The 18,133-nt window shown below is 68.4% G+C and carries 17 protein-coding genes; 11 read left to right on the top strand and 6 right to left on the bottom strand.

Annotation, left to right across the window (positions count from 1 at the left end):
* Positions 1-106 precede the first annotated feature (106 nt).
* On the bottom strand, positions 107-406 hold the full coding sequence (gene rpmB, locus CSW59_RS05190; protein ID WP_099443039.1) for a 50S ribosomal protein L28: 300 nt from the start codon (positions 404-406) through the stop codon (positions 107-109).
* Between the two features lie 254 nt (positions 407-660).
* On the opposite strand from rpmB, the gene CSW59_RS05185 reads away from it, so the two are divergent.
* Positions 661-1,119 (top strand): DUF3617 family protein, encoded by a 459-nt coding sequence (locus CSW59_RS05185; RefSeq protein ID WP_099443038.1) that lies wholly within the window; start codon positions 661-663, stop codon positions 1,117-1,119.
* A gap of 316 nt (positions 1,120-1,435) precedes the next feature.
* Here the strand turns inward: CSW59_RS05185 and CSW59_RS05180 are convergent, their stop codons facing one another.
* Positions 1,436-2,011 (bottom strand): methylated-DNA--[protein]-cysteine S-methyltransferase, encoded by a 576-nt coding sequence (locus CSW59_RS05180; RefSeq protein WP_099443037.1) that lies wholly within the window; start codon positions 2,009-2,011, stop codon positions 1,436-1,438.
* Positions 2,012-2,090: 79 nt separating this feature from the next.
* On the opposite strand from CSW59_RS05180, the gene CSW59_RS05175 reads away from it, so the two are divergent.
* Both CSW59_RS05175 and CSW59_RS05170 read left to right on the top strand, forming a co-directional pair.
* Positions 2,091-3,722 carry an amidohydrolase gene (locus CSW59_RS05175; protein WP_099443036.1) on the top strand — a complete coding sequence of 544 codons (1,632 nt, stop codon included), beginning with the start codon at positions 2,091-2,093 and terminating at the stop codon, positions 3,720-3,722.
* Positions 3,723-3,852: 130 nt separating this feature from the next.
* Entirely contained in the window at positions 3,853-4,215 is a 363-nt protein-coding gene (locus CSW59_RS05170) for a CZB domain-containing protein (RefSeq protein WP_099443035.1), read from the top strand.
* Positions 4,216-4,346: 131 nt separating this feature from the next.
* Here the strand turns inward: CSW59_RS05170 and CSW59_RS05165 are convergent, their stop codons facing one another.
* Positions 4,347-4,775: a GFA family protein gene (locus tag CSW59_RS05165; RefSeq protein ID WP_099443149.1), complete on the bottom strand. Its 429-nt coding sequence runs from the start codon at positions 4,773-4,775 to the stop codon at positions 4,347-4,349.
* A 99-nt stretch (positions 4,776-4,874) separates the two neighbouring features.
* Here CSW59_RS05165 and CSW59_RS05160 point away from each other — a divergent pair, with 99 nt between their 5' ends.
* A complete protein-coding gene (locus CSW59_RS05160) occupies positions 4,875-7,433 on the top strand; it encodes a helicase-related protein (protein ID WP_099443034.1) in 2,559 nt (852 codons plus the stop codon).
* Positions 7,430-7,717, top strand: a complete 288-nt coding sequence (locus CSW59_RS05155; RefSeq protein ID WP_099443033.1) for an RNA-binding S4 domain-containing protein — start codon at positions 7,430-7,432, stop codon at positions 7,715-7,717. Before CSW59_RS05160 ends, CSW59_RS05155 begins: the two co-directional genes overlap by 4 nt.
* A gap of 117 nt (positions 7,718-7,834) precedes the next feature.
* On the opposite strand, the gene CSW59_RS05150 is transcribed toward CSW59_RS05155, so the two are convergent.
* Positions 7,835-9,916 (bottom strand): bifunctional diguanylate cyclase/phosphodiesterase, encoded by a 2,082-nt coding sequence (locus CSW59_RS05150; protein ID WP_099443032.1) that lies wholly within the window; start codon positions 9,914-9,916, stop codon positions 7,835-7,837.
* A 227-nt stretch (positions 9,917-10,143) separates the two neighbouring features.
* Here CSW59_RS05150 and fdxA point away from each other — a divergent pair, with 227 nt between their 5' ends.
* The 5 genes from fdxA (at position 10,144) to nhaA (ending at position 15,350) form a co-directional block, all read left to right on the top strand.
* On the top strand, positions 10,144-10,485 hold the full coding sequence (fdxA, locus tag CSW59_RS05145) for a ferredoxin FdxA (RefSeq protein WP_099443031.1): 342 nt from the start codon (positions 10,144-10,146) through the stop codon (positions 10,483-10,485).
* A 348-nt stretch (positions 10,486-10,833) separates the two neighbouring features.
* On the top strand, positions 10,834-11,337 hold the full coding sequence (locus CSW59_RS05140; protein WP_099443030.1) for a CarD family transcriptional regulator: 504 nt from the start codon (positions 10,834-10,836) through the stop codon (positions 11,335-11,337).
* 156 nt (positions 11,338-11,493) lie between these two features.
* The gene (locus CSW59_RS05135) at positions 11,494-12,825 is read left to right on the top strand and encodes a serine hydrolase (RefSeq protein WP_099443029.1); all 1,332 of its coding nucleotides are present in this window, start codon (positions 11,494-11,496) and stop codon (positions 12,823-12,825) included.
* A gap of 37 nt (positions 12,826-12,862) precedes the next feature.
* Positions 12,863-14,152, top strand: a complete 1,290-nt coding sequence (locus tag CSW59_RS05130; RefSeq protein ID WP_099443028.1) for a DUF5690 family protein — start codon at positions 12,863-12,865, stop codon at positions 14,150-14,152.
* Positions 14,153-14,156: 4 nt separating this feature from the next.
* A complete protein-coding gene (gene nhaA / locus CSW59_RS05125; protein ID WP_099443027.1) occupies positions 14,157-15,350 on the top strand; it encodes a Na+/H+ antiporter NhaA in 1,194 nt (397 codons plus the stop codon).
* A 61-nt stretch (positions 15,351-15,411) separates the two neighbouring features.
* On the opposite strand, the gene CSW59_RS05120 is transcribed toward nhaA, so the two are convergent.
* Positions 15,412-15,780 carry a hypothetical protein gene (locus CSW59_RS05120; RefSeq protein WP_099443026.1) on the bottom strand — a complete coding sequence of 123 codons (369 nt, stop codon included), beginning with the start codon at positions 15,778-15,780 and terminating at the stop codon, positions 15,412-15,414.
* Between the two features lie 207 nt (positions 15,781-15,987).
* Here CSW59_RS05120 and CSW59_RS20545 point away from each other — a divergent pair, with 207 nt between their 5' ends.
* A complete protein-coding gene (locus CSW59_RS20545) occupies positions 15,988-16,425 on the top strand; it encodes a hypothetical protein (protein WP_143754953.1) in 438 nt (145 codons plus the stop codon).
* On the opposite strand, the gene CSW59_RS05110 is transcribed toward CSW59_RS20545, so the two are convergent.
* Complete coding sequence (locus CSW59_RS05110; RefSeq protein WP_369825745.1) at positions 16,406-18,067, bottom strand: adenylate/guanylate cyclase domain-containing protein; 1,662 nt, start codon at positions 18,065-18,067, stop codon at positions 16,406-16,408. The two genes, CSW59_RS20545 and CSW59_RS05110, sit on opposite strands and share 20 nt — an antisense overlap.
* Between the last annotated feature and the right edge of the window lie 66 nt (positions 18,068-18,133).

Raw genomic sequence — 18,133 nt, 5'->3', positions numbered from 1 at the left:
CCGCCATGATTAGCCGCCTCCGCCCCCACGACGAAAAGCCCGCCGGGGTTGCTCCCGGCGGGCTTTCAAATCTTCAGCCTTGAAGAGCCTTAGGCGGCCGACAGCCTTAAGCAGCCTGAGCGGCGGCCTTGGCCTTGGCCTTCACCTGGGCCTTGATCTTCAGGGCGCGCGGCGACAGCTGCTCGTCCTTGGCGCCCAGCAGGAACACGTCCAGGCCACCCTTGAAGTCCAGGGTGCGCAGGGCCGCGTTGCTGATGCGCAGCTTGAAGGTCTGGCCCAGCGACTCCGACTGGAGCGAGGCAGGCGACAGAGCCGGCAGGAAGCGGCGCTTGGTCTTGATGTTCGAGTGGCTCACATTGTGGCCGACCATCGGACCGATACCGGTAAGTTCGCAACGGCGCGACATGGTGGTTACCTTGGCTTGGGCGAAGCCCCGCCCCCTTGAGAAGAGCCTGGCCCGCTAAGATACGAATTCGGACACGCGAGCCGGACGAGCTGGCCGCGCGAGAGCGGGCGATATAGGCGAAGGCCGCCCCCTGAGTCAAGGCGGACCTGGCTGTTTGTTGGCGCCCTCCAGGGGACCCCGCCGCCCAACCTCCGCCTTCAAGCACGGTTCATCTGGCGCTCTATATATAGGGCCGCATGAAGGAGACCCGCTGTATGCGTTCGACCGCCCTCGCCGCTTCCGTCCTGGCCCTGGCGGCCGCCCTGCCGCTGACCGCCGCAAGCCAAACGCGCCCGGCGACCGCCGCCGCGCCGGCGCGAACGATTCTGCCCGGCCACTGGGTCTACGACTATCGCGTGGGGCCGATTCCCGCCGGCAGCGAGACCAAGTGCCTCAAGCCCGCCGACGCCGAGCAGTTCTCGCGCGGCATCTGCACCCGCAAGTACCGCTGCGACTACACGACCAACGTCGTCTCCAACGGCAAGATCAAGCTGAAGGGCACATGGACCGACAAGAAGGACCGCGTGGCCCCCGTGACCGCCGACGGCTCGTACACGCCCGAGAGCTTCACCCTGAACATCCACATGAAGACCATCAACGGTCTGTCGCTGGCCGGCGTGATGAGCGCCAAGCGCGTCGCGGCCGAATGCCCGGCCGAACAGGCGGCGAAATAGCGCCACAGCCAAGCTTCCGTTTGTGGTTAACGCAAATTGAGATACAATAGATAGTAGGGAACAAACACTGAATCGGCGAACGTCGCTGATTCGGTCCTGATTCGTTTCGCCCCTGTTCGACTAAGGGTTAGCGGGCGTTAAGGGGTGCGAACCCCTCCCCTATATTTCTATCGTCATCCCGGCCGGAAGGCCGCGCAGCGGACTGTAGAGCCGGGAACCAGGGCCGGCGCGCTGCGGTCGCCCCTGGCTCCCGGCGCTCCGCTACGCTTCGGCCGGGATGACGATGCTGTTTAAAGGTGACGCTAAGGAAGCCGCCTCACCCGCCCTTCGGCGGCGCGACCGAGAACTCCAGATCAAACAGCGTCGGGACGGCGTCGGTCTTGGCCTTTTCCAGCGTCAGCAGCCGGGCCTTGGTGGCCGCGCCGCCGGACGCCGAGAACCCGCCGATCCCGCCCGAAGCCGCCAGCACCCGGTGACAGGGCACGACGATCGGCCAGGGGTTCTCGCCCAGGGCCTTGCCCACGGCCCGCGCCGCGCCCGGCTCGCCCATGGCCTTGGCGACCTCGCCATAGGTCGTGGTTTCGCCCGGCGCGACGGCTCGGGCGATCTCGTAGACCCGCAGGTTGAAGGCCGACTGGCCGCCCAGGTCCAGCGGCACGTCCGCAAGATCGTCGTGACCGCCGGACAGCAGGTCGCGGATGCGCTCGATCACGACCTCGACCTCGGGCGGCGGCTCGGACTCGACCGCCTCGGGAAAACGCCGCCGCAGCCGCCCCCAGGCCGCGCCAGGCGTGCTCTCGGGCAACTGCAAGCCGATCAGGCCGCTGGGTCCCCAAGCGAGGCCACAGCGCCCGATGCTGGTGTCGAAAAGGGCGAAACCCTGGGTCGGCATGGGGAAAAACTAGCAGGCCTGTTGCCGCTGGCGAAGAACCGCCCATACGATTTTCCGAAACTTGCTCCGGAGATCGCCCTTGCGCCGCCTCGCTCTCGCCGTTCTGCTCGCCGCCGCATCTCTTTCGACCGCGAAAGCCGGCGACCTGCTGATCCATGGCGGCCCGATCCACACCGGCGTCGACGCCGCGCCGACCGCCCAGGCGGTGCTGATCCGCGATGACCGCATCCTGTTCGTCGGCGACCTGGCCAGCGCCAAGGCCAAGGCGGCCAAGGACGTCCGCGCCATCGACCTGAAGGGCGCGGCCGCCTATCCCGGCTTCGTCGACGCCCACGCCCACCTGACCGGCATCGGCCTGCGCGAGCTGACGCTGAACCTGGACCAGGTGAAGTCGGTGGCCGAGCTGGTCGCAGCCGTGAAGGCCTACGCCGCCGCCCATCCCGAGGGCGCGATCCATGGCCGGGGCTGGATCGAAACCCACTGGCCCGAGAAGCGCTTCCCGACCAAGGCTGACCTGGACGCCGCCGCGCCGGAGCGGATCGTGGTGCTGGGCCGCTCGGATGGCCACGCCAGCGTCGCCTCCAGCGCCGCCCTGGCCAAGGCCGGGATCACCGCCACGACGCCCGCCCCGGCCGGCGGCCAGATCCTGAAGAGCGCCGACGGCCAGCCCGACGGCATGCTGATCGACCACGCCCAGAGCCTGGTGGAGGACGTGATCCCGCCGCCCAGCGAGGCCCTCAAGCGCGAGGCCCTGCGCAAGGCCGGCCAGCTCTACGCCTCGCGCGGCTGGACGGGCTTGGGGAACATGAGCGTCATGGCCGACGACCTGACCCTGCTGCGCGACGAGGCGGCCAAAGGAAGCTTCCACATCCGGGTCGACAACTACATGGACCCCAGCGGCGCGGCCGAGGTGCTGGCCAAGGGGCCGCAAACCGACGCCACGGGCCTGATCCGGGTGCGCGGGATCAAGCTCTACATGGACGGCGCCCTGGGCTCGCGCGGCGCGGCGCTGCTGGAGCCCTACAGCGACGCCGAGGGCCTTGGCCTGCAGCTAACCCAGCGCGACAAGGGCTTGGCCCTGATGAAAAAGGCCAAGGCCGTGAACGCCCAGGTCGCCATGCACGCCATCGGCGACCGCGGCAACCGCATGGTGCTGGACTGGTTCGAAGAGGCCCTGGCCGGCGACACCACCGCCCGCTGGCGCATCGAGCACGCCCAGATCGTGGCCGACACCGACCTGCCGCGTTTCGCCAAGCTGGGCGTCATCGCCTCGATGCAGCCCAGCCACGCGATCGGCGACCTCTATTTCGCCCCCGCGCGCCTGGGCAAGGACCGCCTGCACCAGGGCTATCGCTGGAACGACTTTCTGAAAGCCGGCGTGGTGGTCGCGGCGGGCTCGGACGCTCCCGTCGAGGTGGGCGATCCGCGCATCGAGTTCTACGCCGCCGTTTACCGTCATTCGCTGGACGGCTTCGCCAACGCCGACTGGCATCTGGAAGAAGCCGTCAGCCGCGCCGAGGCGCTCAAGATGCTGACCCTGGCGCCGGCCTACGCCGCCTTCCGCGAGAAGGATTTGGGAACACTGGAAGCCGGGAAAAAGGCGGACCTGACGGCCTTCGACAAGGACCTGATGACCATCGAACCCAAGGCGATCCTGACGGCTCAGCCGGTGCTCACCGTGGTGGACGGAAAGGTGGCGTTCGCGCGCTGAACCGCTTCATCCACAGGCGCTTGAAAAAGGTTCACATCCGGCGGGGGAATTAAGGATTCCTGGTTACGCGGTGGCAACCAGAGTTTTCGAAAAAGTGCGGACCGAAGTGATCCAACCCTAGGGTTTAGCGATGGACCTTACTGAAGAAGCGCACGCGCACGCCAGGATCTACAACGAGCTCGTCGACGCGGTCGCCGACAAGCGCCAGGTCGACGCCGCCAAGCTGCGCGCCGACCGTCAATGCAATACGGGTCAGTGGCTGCACGGACCGCTCCAGCAACGCTGGGCCGGCAACCACACCTATCTGAACTGCGTGGAAGCGCACCGCGAGTTTCACCAGGCCGCCGCCGAGGTGGCTGATCTGATCAACCGCGGCGAATACGCCGAGGCCAATCGCCGGCTGCGCAATGGCAATCGCCTGTCGATGGCGAGTTCGGGCCTGACCACCGCCTTCCGTCGGATACGCCTGGCGCTGGACACAGTCACGGCCTAGCCTACCGGCGTCGGGTCGCCTAGAGCCTGTCCGTTTCTGATGGAAACATCAGAAACGGATAAACAGGCTCTATCTCTATAACTTAGAGCGTGGCGGGCGCCGAAACCGCTCACACTTTCGGCTGCCACGCTCTACGCCTCGTTGGGAAACCGCGCGTGCCGAGGCAGCGACCCGATCGTCTCCCACCAGGTGGGCGCATCGGCGACCTGAATTATCTCTGTCGGCGAGAACGCGCTGGGATCATCGAGCGTCCCGGTGCTGACATCGACCTCACCCGGGAACAGCGACGCGCTGCGATAGAACAGCCCCGTCCCGCAGCGCGGGCAGAAGGCGCGCTCGATGTCGCCCGAGGAATTGTAGCCGGCGGTCTGCCCGGTGATCGTCAGCGACGCTTCGGCCACCGACGCCCAGCCCACGATCGGCGCGCCCGCGCTGCGGCGGCAGTCGACGCAGCAGCACAGCGAATGACGGCGCGGCGGCGCGGCGACCACGTAGCGCACGGAGCCGCACTGGCAGCCGCCGGTCAGCGGCGTGAAGGCTTCTGGGTTCGACACGCTCATGGCGACCTCCATCGACGAAAACCATAGCGCCATCGCGCTCTGGCCTCCACGGCCGCTGCGCCGCTTGCCCCGGCACGATTCCCGCCCCACTTTCGGTCCATGAGTGACCGTTCGACCGGCCTGGCCCCTTCGAAGCTGACCGCGGTCTTGGGGCCAACCAACACCGGCAAGACGCATCTGGCCGTCGAGCGGATGCTGGGTCACGCCTCGGGCATGATCGGCCTGCCGCTGCGCCTGCTGGCGCGCGAGATCTACGACCGGGTCGTCAAGCTGCGCGGCAAGGCCAGCGTCGCCCTGATCACCGGCGAGGAGAAGATCGTCCCCGCCCGCGCGGCCTATTTCGTCTGCACCGTCGAGGCCATGCCGCTGGCGCGCGAGGTTGAGTTCCTGGCCGTCGACGAGGTCCAGCTGTGCGCCGATCCCGAGCGCGGCCACATCTTCACCCACCGCCTGCTGCATGCGCGCGGCAAGTTCGAGACCATGTTCCTGGGCGCGGGGACCATGGCCCCGCTGGTCCGCCGCCTGCTGCCCGACGCCGAGATCGTCAGCCGCGAGCGGTTCAGCAATCTCTCCTACGCCGGCTCCAAGAAGCTGACCCGCCTGCCCCGCCGCACGGCGATCGTCGCGTTCTCGACCGACGCGGTCTATGCGATCGCCGAGCTGATCCGGCGCCAACGCGGCGGGGCCGCCGTGGTCATGGGATCCTTGAGCCCCCGCACCCGCAACGCCCAGGTGGCGCTCTACCAGTCCGGCGAGGTCGACTTCCTGGTCGCCACCGACGCGATCGGCATGGGCCTGAACATGGACGTCGACCATGTGGCCTTCGCGGGGCTTCGCAAGTTCGACGGCAAACGGACCCGCTGGCTCTATCCGCAGGAGGTGGGCCAGATCGCCGGCCGCGCCGGCCGCTACACCCGCGACGGGACATTCGGCGTCACCAGCGACTGCGAAGAGATTGACGAGGACCTCGTCGAGGCGGTGGAGAGCCACACCTTCGAGCCGATCGTCGCCGCCGAGTGGCGCAACGCCCGCCTGGACTTCGGCTCGCTGCCGGGCCTGCTGCGTTCCCTGTCCGAGACGCCCCAGCGCGGGGGCTTGAAGCTCTCCGACGAGGCGCTGGACGAGCGCACCCTGCGAGCCCTGGCCAAGCAGGAAGACATCGTCAAGCGCTGCAAGGCAGACCGCTCGGCCCTGATCCGCCTGTGGGAAGTCTGCCAGACGCCGGACTTCCGCAAGACCACCGACGACGACCACCAGCGCATGGCGCGCACCCTGTTCGACGACCTGACCACGGGCCGCAAGCGCCTGCCCGAGGACTGGGTGAACAGCCAGTTCAAGGCCCTGGACCGCACCGACGGCGAGATCGACAGCCTGGCCGCGCGGCTGTCGGGGGTGCGCACGCTCAGCTACATCGCCAATCGGCCGGACTGGGTGGCCAATCCCGCCCACTGGCAAGGCCTGACCCGCCAGCTGGAAGACCGGATCAGCGACACCCTGCACGAGAAGCTGATGGCCCGGTTCATCGACCGGCGCACCAGCGTGCTCCTCAAGCAACTCGGCGAGCGCGAGACGCTCTATGCCGGCGTCGGCCAGGACGGCGAGGTCACGGTCGAGGGCCATGTGGTCGGCCACCTGTCGGGCGTGGCCTTCACCCCGGTCAAGGCCGCCTCCCCCCTTGAAGAGAAGGCCCTCCGAAACGCCGCCCAGCGCGCGGTCGGCCCCGAGATCGCCCGTCGCCTGGGCCTCCTGGCCAGCGAGGCCGACGACGCCTTCGCCCTGACGCCCGATGGCGCGATCCTGTGGCGCGGCGAGGTGGCCGGGGCGGTGCGCCGCGACCTGCCCCTGCTGTCGCCCCGCGCCCGCCTGCTGGGCGAGCTGGGCCCCGCCGCCGTGCGTGAGCGGGCCGAGCGGCGGCTAGACGCCTTCCTGGCCGCCGAGGTCGACCGGCATCTGGCCCCGCTGCGCAAGCTGGAGCGCGCCCTGGCCGGCGGCGAACTTCGAGGCTTGCCGCGCGGCATCGCCCACCGCCTGCTGGAAGCCGGCGGCGTGCTGGACAAGCGCCCGGTCGATCCGGAGCTGAAGGCGCTCAGCCAGGCCGAGCGGCGAACGCTGAAGAGCCTGGCCGTGCGGATCGGCGCCTTCAGCCTCTATTGCCCGGGCGCGCTGAGGGCCGAGGCGGTCGCCTGCGCGCGGGCGCTCAACCCCTCCGGCTGGCGCGGCGCCCTCACGACGCTGGAGAAACTACCCTCGCCCGAGCCCAGCGCTCGCGAACTGTCGGCCAGCGGCCTGCGCGCCGTGGCTGGCTTCAGCGTCCCGGTCGAGCAGCTCGAGAGCCTCGACGCGCTGTTGCGGGCCGAGCAGCGCCCAGGCGGCGTGGTGCTGACCGATGCGGCGCTGGAAAAGCTGGGCTGGACCGCCGCCCAGGCCTCCACCGTGCTGCGCGCCCTCGACTACACCCCCGCCATCCGCGCCAAACCCGACCAGCCGATCGTCTGGAAGCGGCGGGGCGCGGCCAAGCTGGAACAGAAGCCGGTCAAGGCGCGGCCGGACTCGCCGTTCGCGGCTCTCGCCAAGCTGACCGAGCCGCCGCCTCCGCCCGCGCGCCGCAAGCGTCCTCGCCGCCGGAAACCCGCCGCGCCCAAGCAGGCCGCGTCGTGAGCGAGGCCGGCGCCGACGCCGCTCGCGCCGACGTCTGGCTGTGGCGCGCCCGCTTCTTCAAGACCCGCTCGCTGGCCGCCAAGTTCGTCGACGAGGGCCGCATCCGCCTGACCCGGGCGGGAACCGAGAGCCGCATCGACAAGCCTTCGCGTACGCTGAAGCCGGGGGATCTGCTGGTGTTCGCCCTGGCCGGCCGGCTTATCGCGATCCGCGTCCTCGACTGCGGCGAACGGCGCGGGCCGGCGAGCGAGGCGCGCGGGCTGTACGAGGCGGTGGAGGGGTAAGGATCACTCGCCCCCTCCGGGCCTTCGGCCCTCCTCCCCCAGAGGGGGAAGGAGACACCTTCCGCCCCCTCTGGGGGCGGACGACCTGCGAAGCAGGTCAAGTGGGGGCCTGCTGAGTTAGCCGTCAAACCCCGCCAAAAACCCCGCCACCTCGTCCGCCGGCATCGGCTTGCCGAAGTGGTAGCCCTGGATCTGGTCGCAGCCGTAGCGGACCAGGGCGCCCAGTTGCTCGGCGTCCTCGACGCCCTCGGCCACCACCTTCATGCCCATTGAAGAGCCTAGCGTGATCACGGCCTTCACGATGGCCTCGTCCTCGGCGTTCTGGACGAAGGACTTGTCGATCTTCAGGCGGTCGATCGGGAACTGGCGCAGGTTGGCCAGGCTGGCGTAGCCGGTGCCAAAGTCGTCCAGCGCGATCATGACGCCCGCCGCGTGCAGCTTGCGCACATTCTCGCTGACCAGCTCCGAGCCCCAGCCCATATAGACGTTCTCGGTGACCTCGATGGTCAGGCGCTGGCTGGGCACGTTCCAGCGCGCCAGCCGCTCCTGGATCTCCTCGGCCAGGCGCCCGCTGCGGAACTGGGCGGCCGAGATGTTGACGGCGACGCGGCCGAACTCGACGCCCTGGTCCAGCCAAGCCCGCATCTGGCGCAGCGCCTGCTCCAGCGCCAGGTCCCCCAGGCGCAGCGACAGCTCCTGATCCTCGAACGCCACCAGGAAGCGGGCCGGCGTCAGGACGCCCTGCTCGGGATGCGCCCAACGCATCAAGGCCTCAAAGCCGGCGACGCGGTGCTCGCGGATGTCGATGACCGGCTGATAGAACAGCGTGAACTCGTTGGCCGACACGGCCGCGCGGATGTCGCGCAGGAGCTCGATCCGCCGCTCGACCTCGGACCGCATCGACGGCTCGAACAGGATGCTGCGGTTCCGCCCCGCCTCCTTGGCGCGATAGAGCGCGATGTCAGCGTTCTTGATCACGTGCTCGGGATCGGCGTCAGGATCGCCGTGCAAGACCGCGCCGATGCTGGCGCTGGCGGTAAAGCTGCGGCCGCCATGCTCGATCGGACGACTGAGCAGCCCCTGCAGGTTCTGGATCGGCCGCATCATGTCGGCCTCGCTGTGCAGGCCGCGCAGGATCACCGCGAACTCGTCGCCGCCCAATCGCGCAACCGTATCGCCCGAGCGGAAGGCGTGCTGAAGCATCCCCGCCAGGCGCTTGAGCAAAGCATCGCCCGCGTCGTGACCCAGGGTGTCGTTGATGTCCTTGAAGTGATCGACGTCGATCATGATCAGGCCGAACTTCTCGCCCAGCGTCTCGGACGCGGCGGCCGCCTCATGGAAGCGGTGTTGGAAGAGGGCCCGGTTGGGAAGGCCGGTCAGCGGATCCCTGAAGGCCAGGGTCTCGATGGCCTCGGTCTGGCGGCGGCGATCGGTGATGTCCTTGAACAGGTTCACCAGCTTCTCGGGCTGGCCGTCCTGGTCGACGAAGACCTTGCCGACCGCGCGGATCCAGGTCTCGATCCCGTCGTCGCGTTTCAGGCGGAACTCGAACACCCGCGCCTCGCCGATCTTGCGCGTGGCCATCACGTCGGCGCACCGCTGGCGGTCGTCGGGATGAACAATCTCGAGCGGATCGTCCTTGAACGCGCACCACTTTCGCAGCTCAGGCGCGGTGTCGGAGAAGTACATCTCGCCGGTGCGCAGATCGTACTCACGCACCAGCAGGTCGTCGAGCTCCAGCGCCATGCGCAGGCGCTGCTCATCGCGCTCGGCCCGCAGGACGCTCTCGGCGTAGCCGGTGACGTCGCGGACCGAGACCATCACCGCATAGACCTCACCGTCCGGGTCCTTGCAGGCGTTGAACTCGGTGCGCCAGAACTGTTGCGACCCGTCCTGGGCGAGGGTCGGCAGGAAGCGCGAGAAGTCCGCGCCCTCGTGGACGCAGGCCAGCAGGGCGACACGATCCTCGGGCGCCACAAGGCCGCCCGCGTCGCCGCCGACCGCCACCGCTGGCGCGATCGCCTGCGCCGTCCAAGCCGGGCTCACCGCCAGCAGGCTCAGGTCGCGATGCAGCAAGGCCGCCGGGAATGGAACCTGACGCACGAAATCGCCAAACGCCCGCGCGCGCGCTCGGGCCTGAGCGCGCGCTTGCGTCTCGTCCTTGATACCGGTCGGGACAACCAGGGCGTCACTCGTCATTCAGTCGGCTTTCCGACGTTGTTTTTGCTTAGTGTTTCAGATCAACGATAGTCGCGTTGGTTCCATAAGAAATGGTTTGCGGCCGGTCGCCCGCGACCAAAAGGCGAGCGCCCTGGCCACACCTTCAGAATTCCTGGGGCCCACGCGATCACGCCGCATTGACAAGCCGCCCCCAGACTTCGAAAACGCGCGCGCCGAACTCCGTCCCGATCTCATTCGAGTTTTCGATGACCTATATCGTCACCGACGCCTGTGTCCGCTGCAAGTTCATGGACTGCGTCGAGGTGTGCCCGGTCGATTGCTTCTACGAAGGCGAGAACTTCCTCGTCATCAATCCCGACGAATGCATCGACTGTGGCGTCTGCGAACCCGAATGCCCGGTCGACGCGATTAAGCCCGACACCGAGGACGAGGCGGACGGCAAGTGGCTGCGCGTCAACGCCGACTACGCCAAGGTCTGGCCCAACATCACGGTCAAGGGCGTGCCCCCGGAAGACCGCGAACAGTTCGAGCGCGAGACCGGCAAGTTCGAGAAGTACTTCAGCGAAAAACCCGGCAAGGGCTCCTGATCCCTCGCGAATTCTGAGGCTTGCAACCCCGCCGCGATGCGAAAGCTTGACGGCGCGCGTCCGCGTGTCTGGACGCAACCCTTTCTTCGGGCTGAATTTTATGCTATTGTCTTCGCCGACGTGACGGTTGCGGCTATTCGCGATGGTCCGTCTTGGCGAACAGGCCGGCTTCAGAGTTCATTCTGGCCGGCTCGCCCGATGAAGGCGAAGGGTGTCTTAGAGCTCTATTCCAAATCCTGACAGGCTTGGCCCCGCGACCAGTATTCCGCGGAGCGGGAAGCTGTCGCCTTTGGTTTGGGACAGAAGACGGCGTTCGGACCCCGTGGGTCCGTATTGATGAGGACGAACATGAGCAAGACTGGTCTGGAATTCTCGGTCGGCGATCACGTCGTTTATCCCGCGCACGGCGTGGGCACCATTCAGGCGATCGAGACCCAGGAAGTGGCCGGTATGTCGCTCGAAGTCTACGTCATCACCTTCGACCACGAGAAAATGACCCTGCGCGTGCCGACCAAGAAGGCCAAGACGGCCGGTCTGCGCCCGCTGGCGGAAGGCAATGTCGTCAGCCAGGCGCTGACCACCCTGAAGGGCCGCGCCCGCGTGAAGCGCACCATGTGGTCGCGTCGCGCCCAGGAATACGAAGCCAAGATCAATTCGGGCGACCTGATCTCGATCGCCGAGGTGGTCCGCGACCTGCACCGCGCCGAGAACCAGCCGGAACAGTCCTACTCGGAACGCCAGCTGTATGAATCGGCCCTGGACCGCATGGCCCGCGAAGTCGCCGCCATCGAGCGCATCGACCGCGAAGCCGCCATCGGCATCCTGACCAAGTCCCTGGTCAAGGCCGCCTAAGACCTCCGGCCCACCGGATCGAAAACGCCCCTCCCTCGCGAGGGGCGTTTTTGTTTGTGGAACAGTCATCGCCGCGACGCCTTGGACTCTTGGCGCGGCGCGCCAAGGCGCCCATAAGAGCCTGACCGCCCTATCGCCGCCGAGAGTCGATCGCCCGTGCCAGACCCGCAGGACCCGATCTCCGCCCCGAAGATGTCGCGCCGCAAGTGGCTGGCGGCTGGCGGGCTGAGCTTGCTGATCGCCTGTGGGGCCGTGGCATTCCATTTCCGCGCCGCGACGCCGGTCGCCACCCTGACCTCGGCCCACGCCTCCTCGCCGACGCCGATCGTGCTGCCGACCAAGCCCGAGGACTGGCGCGGCCGCATCGACTATCGCGCCTTGGATCAGCGCCTTGCGGACCTGACGGCCCACCACTCGATGGAGGGCCTGGCGGTGGCGGTCGTCGAGGACGGTCGCCTGTCGTTCGTGCAGGGCTACGGCCTGACCTCGGCCAAGGACGGCGAGCCCGTGGACGCTCACACCGTGTTCCGCTGGGCCTCGCTGTCGAAGACGGTGGCGGGAACCCTGACCGCCAAGCTCGCCGCCGACGGCCTGCTGTCTCTGGATGAGCCTCTGGAGACCTTCCACACGACCTTGCGCCTGCCGCGCGACGCTCAGCGCGAGCTGACCGTCGAGCAGCTGCTGTCGCAGCGCACGGGCCTGCCCAAGAACGCCTATGACGACCGGCTCGAGGATGGCCAGGACCCGGCGCAAATCCGACACGCGCTGGGCGACGTGCCGGTCGCCTGCGCGCCCGGACGCTGTCACACCTACCAGAACATCGCCTACGACACGATCACCGAGATCCTGGCGACCCGCACCCACGAGGCCTATGACCAGACCGTCCAGCGGCGGCTGTTCCAGCCGCTGGGCATGACCAGCGCCACGATCGGCCAGGCCGGCCTGGTCAGCGCCGCGCGTTGGGCCAGGCCGCATCGCGAAGGCCGGCTCCTGCCCATGTCCGACGCCTATTACCGGGTGCCGAGCGCTGCGGGCGTCAATTCGACCATCGTGGACCTGGCCATCTGGATGCAGGCGCAGATGGGGCTGCGGCCCGACGTCCTGCCGCCGGCGGTGCTGGACGCCGCCCAGCGCCCGCGCATCGGCACTGCCCCTCCCTACGGCCGCGCGCCGTTCGCCCGCGAGATCAAGCACGCCGGCTATGGCCTGGGCATGCGCAGCTTCGCCTATCGCGGCCATCGCGTGATCGGCCACAGCGGCGCCGTCTCGGGCTATCGCTCGACCATGGTGTTCGATCCGGCGACCAAGACGGGCATCGTGATGCTGTGGAACAGCGACGCGGGCCTGCCCTTCCGCTTCCAGGCCGAGTTCCTCGACCGCGCCTACGGCCTGCCCTTCACCGACTGGCTGGACCTGAAAACCGTCTCCGATCAGCGGCTGGCTCAGGCGCGCCATCTCCGATTGCGGGGGATCGACGAAGCGGGCTAGCTGAAGGTCGCCAGAAGCTGCTGGAGACGAAACACGCATGGACGTCACGGCCGAAACCCCATCGACCGGCGGCCGTGTCACCCGCTACCTCGCCTCCGCGCCGCCCTGGCTGTTCGCCCTTTACGGCGGGCTGTCGTCCTTCGCGGTCTATTTCGCGATGTTCGGCTATCGCAAGCCGTTCACGGCCGCCGCCTACGCCCACGCGGCGGGCTGGCCCTTCGCGTTCGACTTCAAGATCGCCCTGGTGATCGCCCAGGTCGCCGGCTACGCCACGGCCAAGTTCATTGGGATCAAGGTCATCTCGGAGATGCGCCCCGGCCGTCGCGCCGGCGCCATCCTGGCCCTGATCGCTGGAGCGGAGCTGTCGCTCGTGCTGTTTGGCGTCGTCCCCGCCATGGCCGGACCGCTGGCCCTCTATCTGAACGGCCTGTGCCTGGGCATGATCTGGGGCCTGGTGTTCGGCTTCCTCGAGGGCCGCCGTCTGACCGAAGTGCTGGGCGCGATGCTGTGCGCCAGCTTCATCCTGTCCTCGGGCGTGGCCAAGTCGGTCGGCAAGACGCTGCTGCTGGCCAATGTCGACGACCGATGGATGCCCGCGCTGTCGGGACTGATCTTCGCTCCGCTGATGCTGGTCGCCGTGGCGGCTCTGGCCCAGTTGCCACCGCCCAACGCCGCCGACGAGGCCGAGCGGGTGCGCCGCGCGCCGATGAACGCCAAGGACCGCGCCGCCCTGTTCACCACCCACGCGCCCGCCCTGATCCTGCTGATCGCGGTCTATGTGATGCTGACGGCGCTGCGCGACTTCCGCGACAACTTCTCGGCCGAGATCTGGGCCGAGCTCGGCTACAAGAACGCCGCCGGAATCTTCACCCTGTCGGAGCTGCCGGTGGCGGCGATCGTGCTGGTGGGCCTGGCCGCCCTTATGGGGGTCAAGGACAACCGGCGCGCGGTGGCCTTCAACATCGGGTTCGTGGCCTTGGGCTTCGTCCTGCTGGGCGGCGCGACCCTCGCCTATCAGCTGCACGTGCTGCCGCCGGTCTGGTGGATGATCCTGGCCGGCGCGGGGCTCTATATGGGCTACACCCCGTTCAACGCCATGCTGTTCGACCGGATGATCGCGGCCACCGGCAAGGTCGGAACGGCCGGCTTCCTGATCTATGTCGCCGACTCATTCGGCTATATAGGCAGCATATCGCTGCTGCTGGCCAAGTCGTTCGCTCGCCTGGACATCCCGTGGGAGCAGTTCCTGGCCGGTGGCGCTTACGTCGCCTGCGGGCTTGGCCTTGTCGGCCTGATGGCCGCCCATCGTTTCCTGAAGAGGCTTTAGTGAGATGGCGTTACGAGTGATCCGTCGCCGCGCCCGCGAGGCGCTGGCGCAGTTTCTGAAGAACGAGGCCGCCGGCGGCTACGTGCTGATGGCCGCTGCGGCGTTGGCGCTGATCGTCGCCAACTCGCCGCTGGCGCCCGCCTACTTCAAGGCCCTGAACGCCCACTTCGGCTTCGCGCTCGGCCCGATCCATCTGGACGAAAGCGTCCTGCACTGGATCAACGACGGACTGATGGCGCTGTTCTTCCTGCTGGTGGGACTGGAAATCAAGCGCGAGGTGCTGGACGGCCAGCTGTCGCGCCCCGCCGACGTGATCCTGCCTGGCGCGGCCGCCCTGGGCGGGGTGATGATCCCGGCGGCGATCTATCTGGCCTTCAATCTTGGTCATCCCGAGAGCGTCGCCGGCTGGGCGATCCCTGCGGCCACCGATATCGCCTTCGCCCTGGGCGTTCTGGCGCTGCTGGGATCGCGCGTGCCGACGTCCCTGAAGGTGTTCCTGACCGCCATCGCGATCATGGATGACCTGGCGGCCATCGTGATCATCGCTCTGTTCTACACCGAGCAGCTACACCTCGTGGCCCTGGCCGGCGCTGGCGGGGTGCTGGCCCTGCTCGTGATCCTGAACCGTCTCAAGGTCATCAGCCTTTGGCCCTATCTGCTGCTGGGCCTGGTGCTGTGGTTCCTGGTGTTGAAGTCGGGGGTTCACGCCACCCTGGCCGGCGTCGCCCTGGCCCTGACCATCCCGTTGCGGGCTGACGACCGCTGCCCGCTGCACCGGCTGGAGCATGCCCTGCACAAGCCCGTCGCCTTCGGCGTCACCCCAATCTTCGGCTTCGCCAACGCCGGCCTGTCGTTCGCGGGGATCGGCCTTGCGGCCCTGCTGGATCCCGTGCCGCTGGGCGTCGCGCTGGGCCTGTTCCTGGGCAAGCAGCTGGGGGTGTTCGGCGTGTCGTTCAGCCTGGTCCGACTGGGCTGGGCGCGCCTGCCCGCCGGGGCCTCGCTTCTCCAGCTCTATGGCGTGGCGGTACTGTGCGGGATCGGCTTCACCATGAGCCTGTTCATCGGCGGCCTGGCGTTCGGAGACCCCAAGCTGGTCGACGAGACCAAGATCGGCGTGCTGGTCGGATCCGTGACCTCGGCGCTGCTGGGCCTGATGATCCTGCGCCTGGCGAAACCGGCGCCCCCCGCGGAGGCTTGAGCCGCAGGCGGTTTGGCGCGGAATCTCGCCCCCCGGGGGCCTCGCGGGTTTGGGCGCGGGTCTATTGCGGCCTGTCGCGCAGGGCGTCCAGGATCACGCGATTGGCGGCTTCGCATCGGCTCTCGCCAAACTCGCGCTCGATCTTGATGGTCGGCGCCAGGCGAGCCTCCAGCTCGGCGGCCGTCGCTTGCGCCCGGCCAGCCGCCTGACGCGTCTCGGCCAACCGCGCGCGGGTCAGAGCCAGCTCGGCCAGGACGCTGTCGCGGTGCGCCGCCATGCCGTTGGCCTCCTGGAGAGCCTCGGCCAGCTGTGCGCGCAGGCGCAGGACATAGGCGCTCAGCCACCCGGCCATGCCCGCAGCGATGAACGCCAAGACCACGGCGGCCGTGAAGACCACGGGGCTGTCCAGGACGGTCAACAGGGCGGACATGTCGTTCTCCAGCAATAAGATCGTTCAGCCGAGCTGCGAAGAACCCGGACGGCGCGGCCGCCCAGGCTCTCCTTGACGAACATCACGTCGCAGCGCGAGCGATGGCGTTCGTCGACTACCGCCCCAATCCCCACCAGGGCGGCATGTCTCAAAATGGGTGAACTAGGCCCGCCGGCCCACACCCGAGCGGTTTCAGGCGCTCAACGCTTGACGGTGATCGCCGTCGCGAACGGTCGCTTGCGCGAAGTCCAGGACATCGCGGCTGACGGCGGAAAGGTTGGCTTCGGCCACCCCCTGCTCGCGCGCCCAGATCATCAGGGCGTGCTTGAGAAACGTGTTGCCGACTTCAGTCTTGGCGAATGGCGCATCGCTCAGAGAGAGTTTGTTGAAGGACATCGCGCGGCTCCCGATCCGACCGGGACGCGAGCCCCGGAAAGGTTTGAGAAAATGGACCCGACCGGCGGGTGGCCGGGCCCCAGTCTGTTCACGCGGCCGGTGGCTGCAGGGCAAAAGCGCCTGACGCCGCCGGTCGACACGCGGAACATCTCCGCTGCGGCGCTGTTTGGATGTGCGGATTTTCACATCGAGAAAAATAGCGGTTTTTCTTTGGGCCTCGCCGAGCCCTTCAAGCCCGAGAAAGGTTGAAGATCGGCGTCGCCGGGAAGCCCTTCCGTCCCTGTGTTCGGCCCACATAGCCGCACCGCACGCGATCTCCGTGGAACGTCGCCAGAGCGCCAGCGAGCGCCTCGCTGACATAGGCTGATCCCGGCGCGGCGTCCGGCTCGATGCGAGCGGCGACAACCACGTGCGCGCCAACCACCGCAGGGGCCTTGGTCAGGGGATTGGTCCGCAGGTGCACCGGACCGTAATGCCCCCCGATGCGGAGGCCCAGGCTCCGCGGCAACCCAAGACCGCGGAGATCCAAAGCGCGATAGGCCTCAAGCAGGGCCAGGGCCGCGAGCGCGGCGTCAATCGGCTGATCGAAAACAAGGAACAGACCGTCGCCCCAGGTCTCGATGTGACGCGGCGCGGCCTCCAGCGCCTCGACCACCTGAGCCAGCCGCCCCATCACCGAGTCCATGAAGGCGGGAATCTGGTCGTCCCTCAGCGCTCCGAAGCCCTGGACGTCCGCGAACAGCATGGCTTTCATGGCTCGCGCGCCGGTATCCGGCGGCTGGGAGACGCGCACGGCGGGCTGCGGTCGCTCGACCGGAACCACCAAGCCCCGACGCCCGCTGAGCGCCCAGTAGGCCATATCGGCGGCCACTCCGGCGGGGCCGCTCGCAGGACGGCCGTCCCACGCCGCCACCTGCACCGCCTCGGTCGCCAGGGTCTGGGCCCGCAGCACCGCGCAGCCCATGGCGAACTGGCTGGCGTAGGCGAACACCTGCTCGTCGCCGAGATACGGATCCTGCGAGGCGTAGCGGATCGAGGCCGCGCGGGCCATGCAGCGCTCGAAGCGCTCCACCCAGGCCTGGCCAAAGGGCGCGACCGAGACCTCGACGAAGGCGGCGCGGTTGATGGGCAGAACGACGTGCAGCTCCCCGCCCGCCTCCAGCAGCGCCTCGGCGAAGACAATGTCGGCGCCGGCCGCCAGGCCACAGTAGCCAAAGCTGATCCGCTCGGCGCGAAGCGTCTCTTCGAACTGCGGGCGAAGGGCCTGGTCGCGGACATTCTGGATGTGACCGGTGAAATGCGCGCAGACCGGCGGGCGAAACGGCTCGAGCCAGGCCATGTCGGCGCCGACCTCGCGGCACAACATCTCCATCTGGCGGAGCGTCGAGGCGTGGGCGGCGTAGGCCCGAGGCGCGAAGGCCAGGGCTCGCTCCATGCGCTGGCGCGCGGCCTCAAGGTCGCCGACAAGGAACAATGCCTCGGCCTGACTGGCGGCCTCGTAATAGGCGGCCTCCCCGACCGATCCCTGCGGGGGGGCCTGCAGCACCGTGGCGGCGCGCATCGCCGCGCCCGCGAGGTCGCCCGCGACAAGGGTCATGGTGGCGGCGTTGATCGCCCCGTAGACGCCGCCAAAGCGTTGCGACAGCGCTTCGTATCGCCGCCGGGACGCCTTGGCGAAAGCAGTTCGCCGCGCGCCCTTGCTGGCCAGCGCGACATCCTTCAGCAGACGCGCGCCCAAGGCGATCGTATCGGCGTCTTCGGCGGTGGCCAGGCCAAGCCGGACATACTCGGCGCGGGCGAAGTCCAAGGCCCCCGCCCGCGCCAGACACAGCACCGCCGCATAGGCCGCCCCGGGCGGCGCCGAGGCGGCGCTCAGGGCGGCATGGGCGATGTCGTAGGCCGCGAGAATCTCGCCGCGCCGGATCAGCGCGGCGATCTCCTCGCGGTCAAACGGTTG

This window comes from Caulobacter sp. BP25 (assembly GCF_002737755.1).
In the GTDB taxonomy this organism is placed as follows: Bacteria; Pseudomonadota; Alphaproteobacteria; order Caulobacterales; family Caulobacteraceae; genus Caulobacter.
This window is presented reverse-complemented; position numbering and strand designations above follow the sequence as displayed.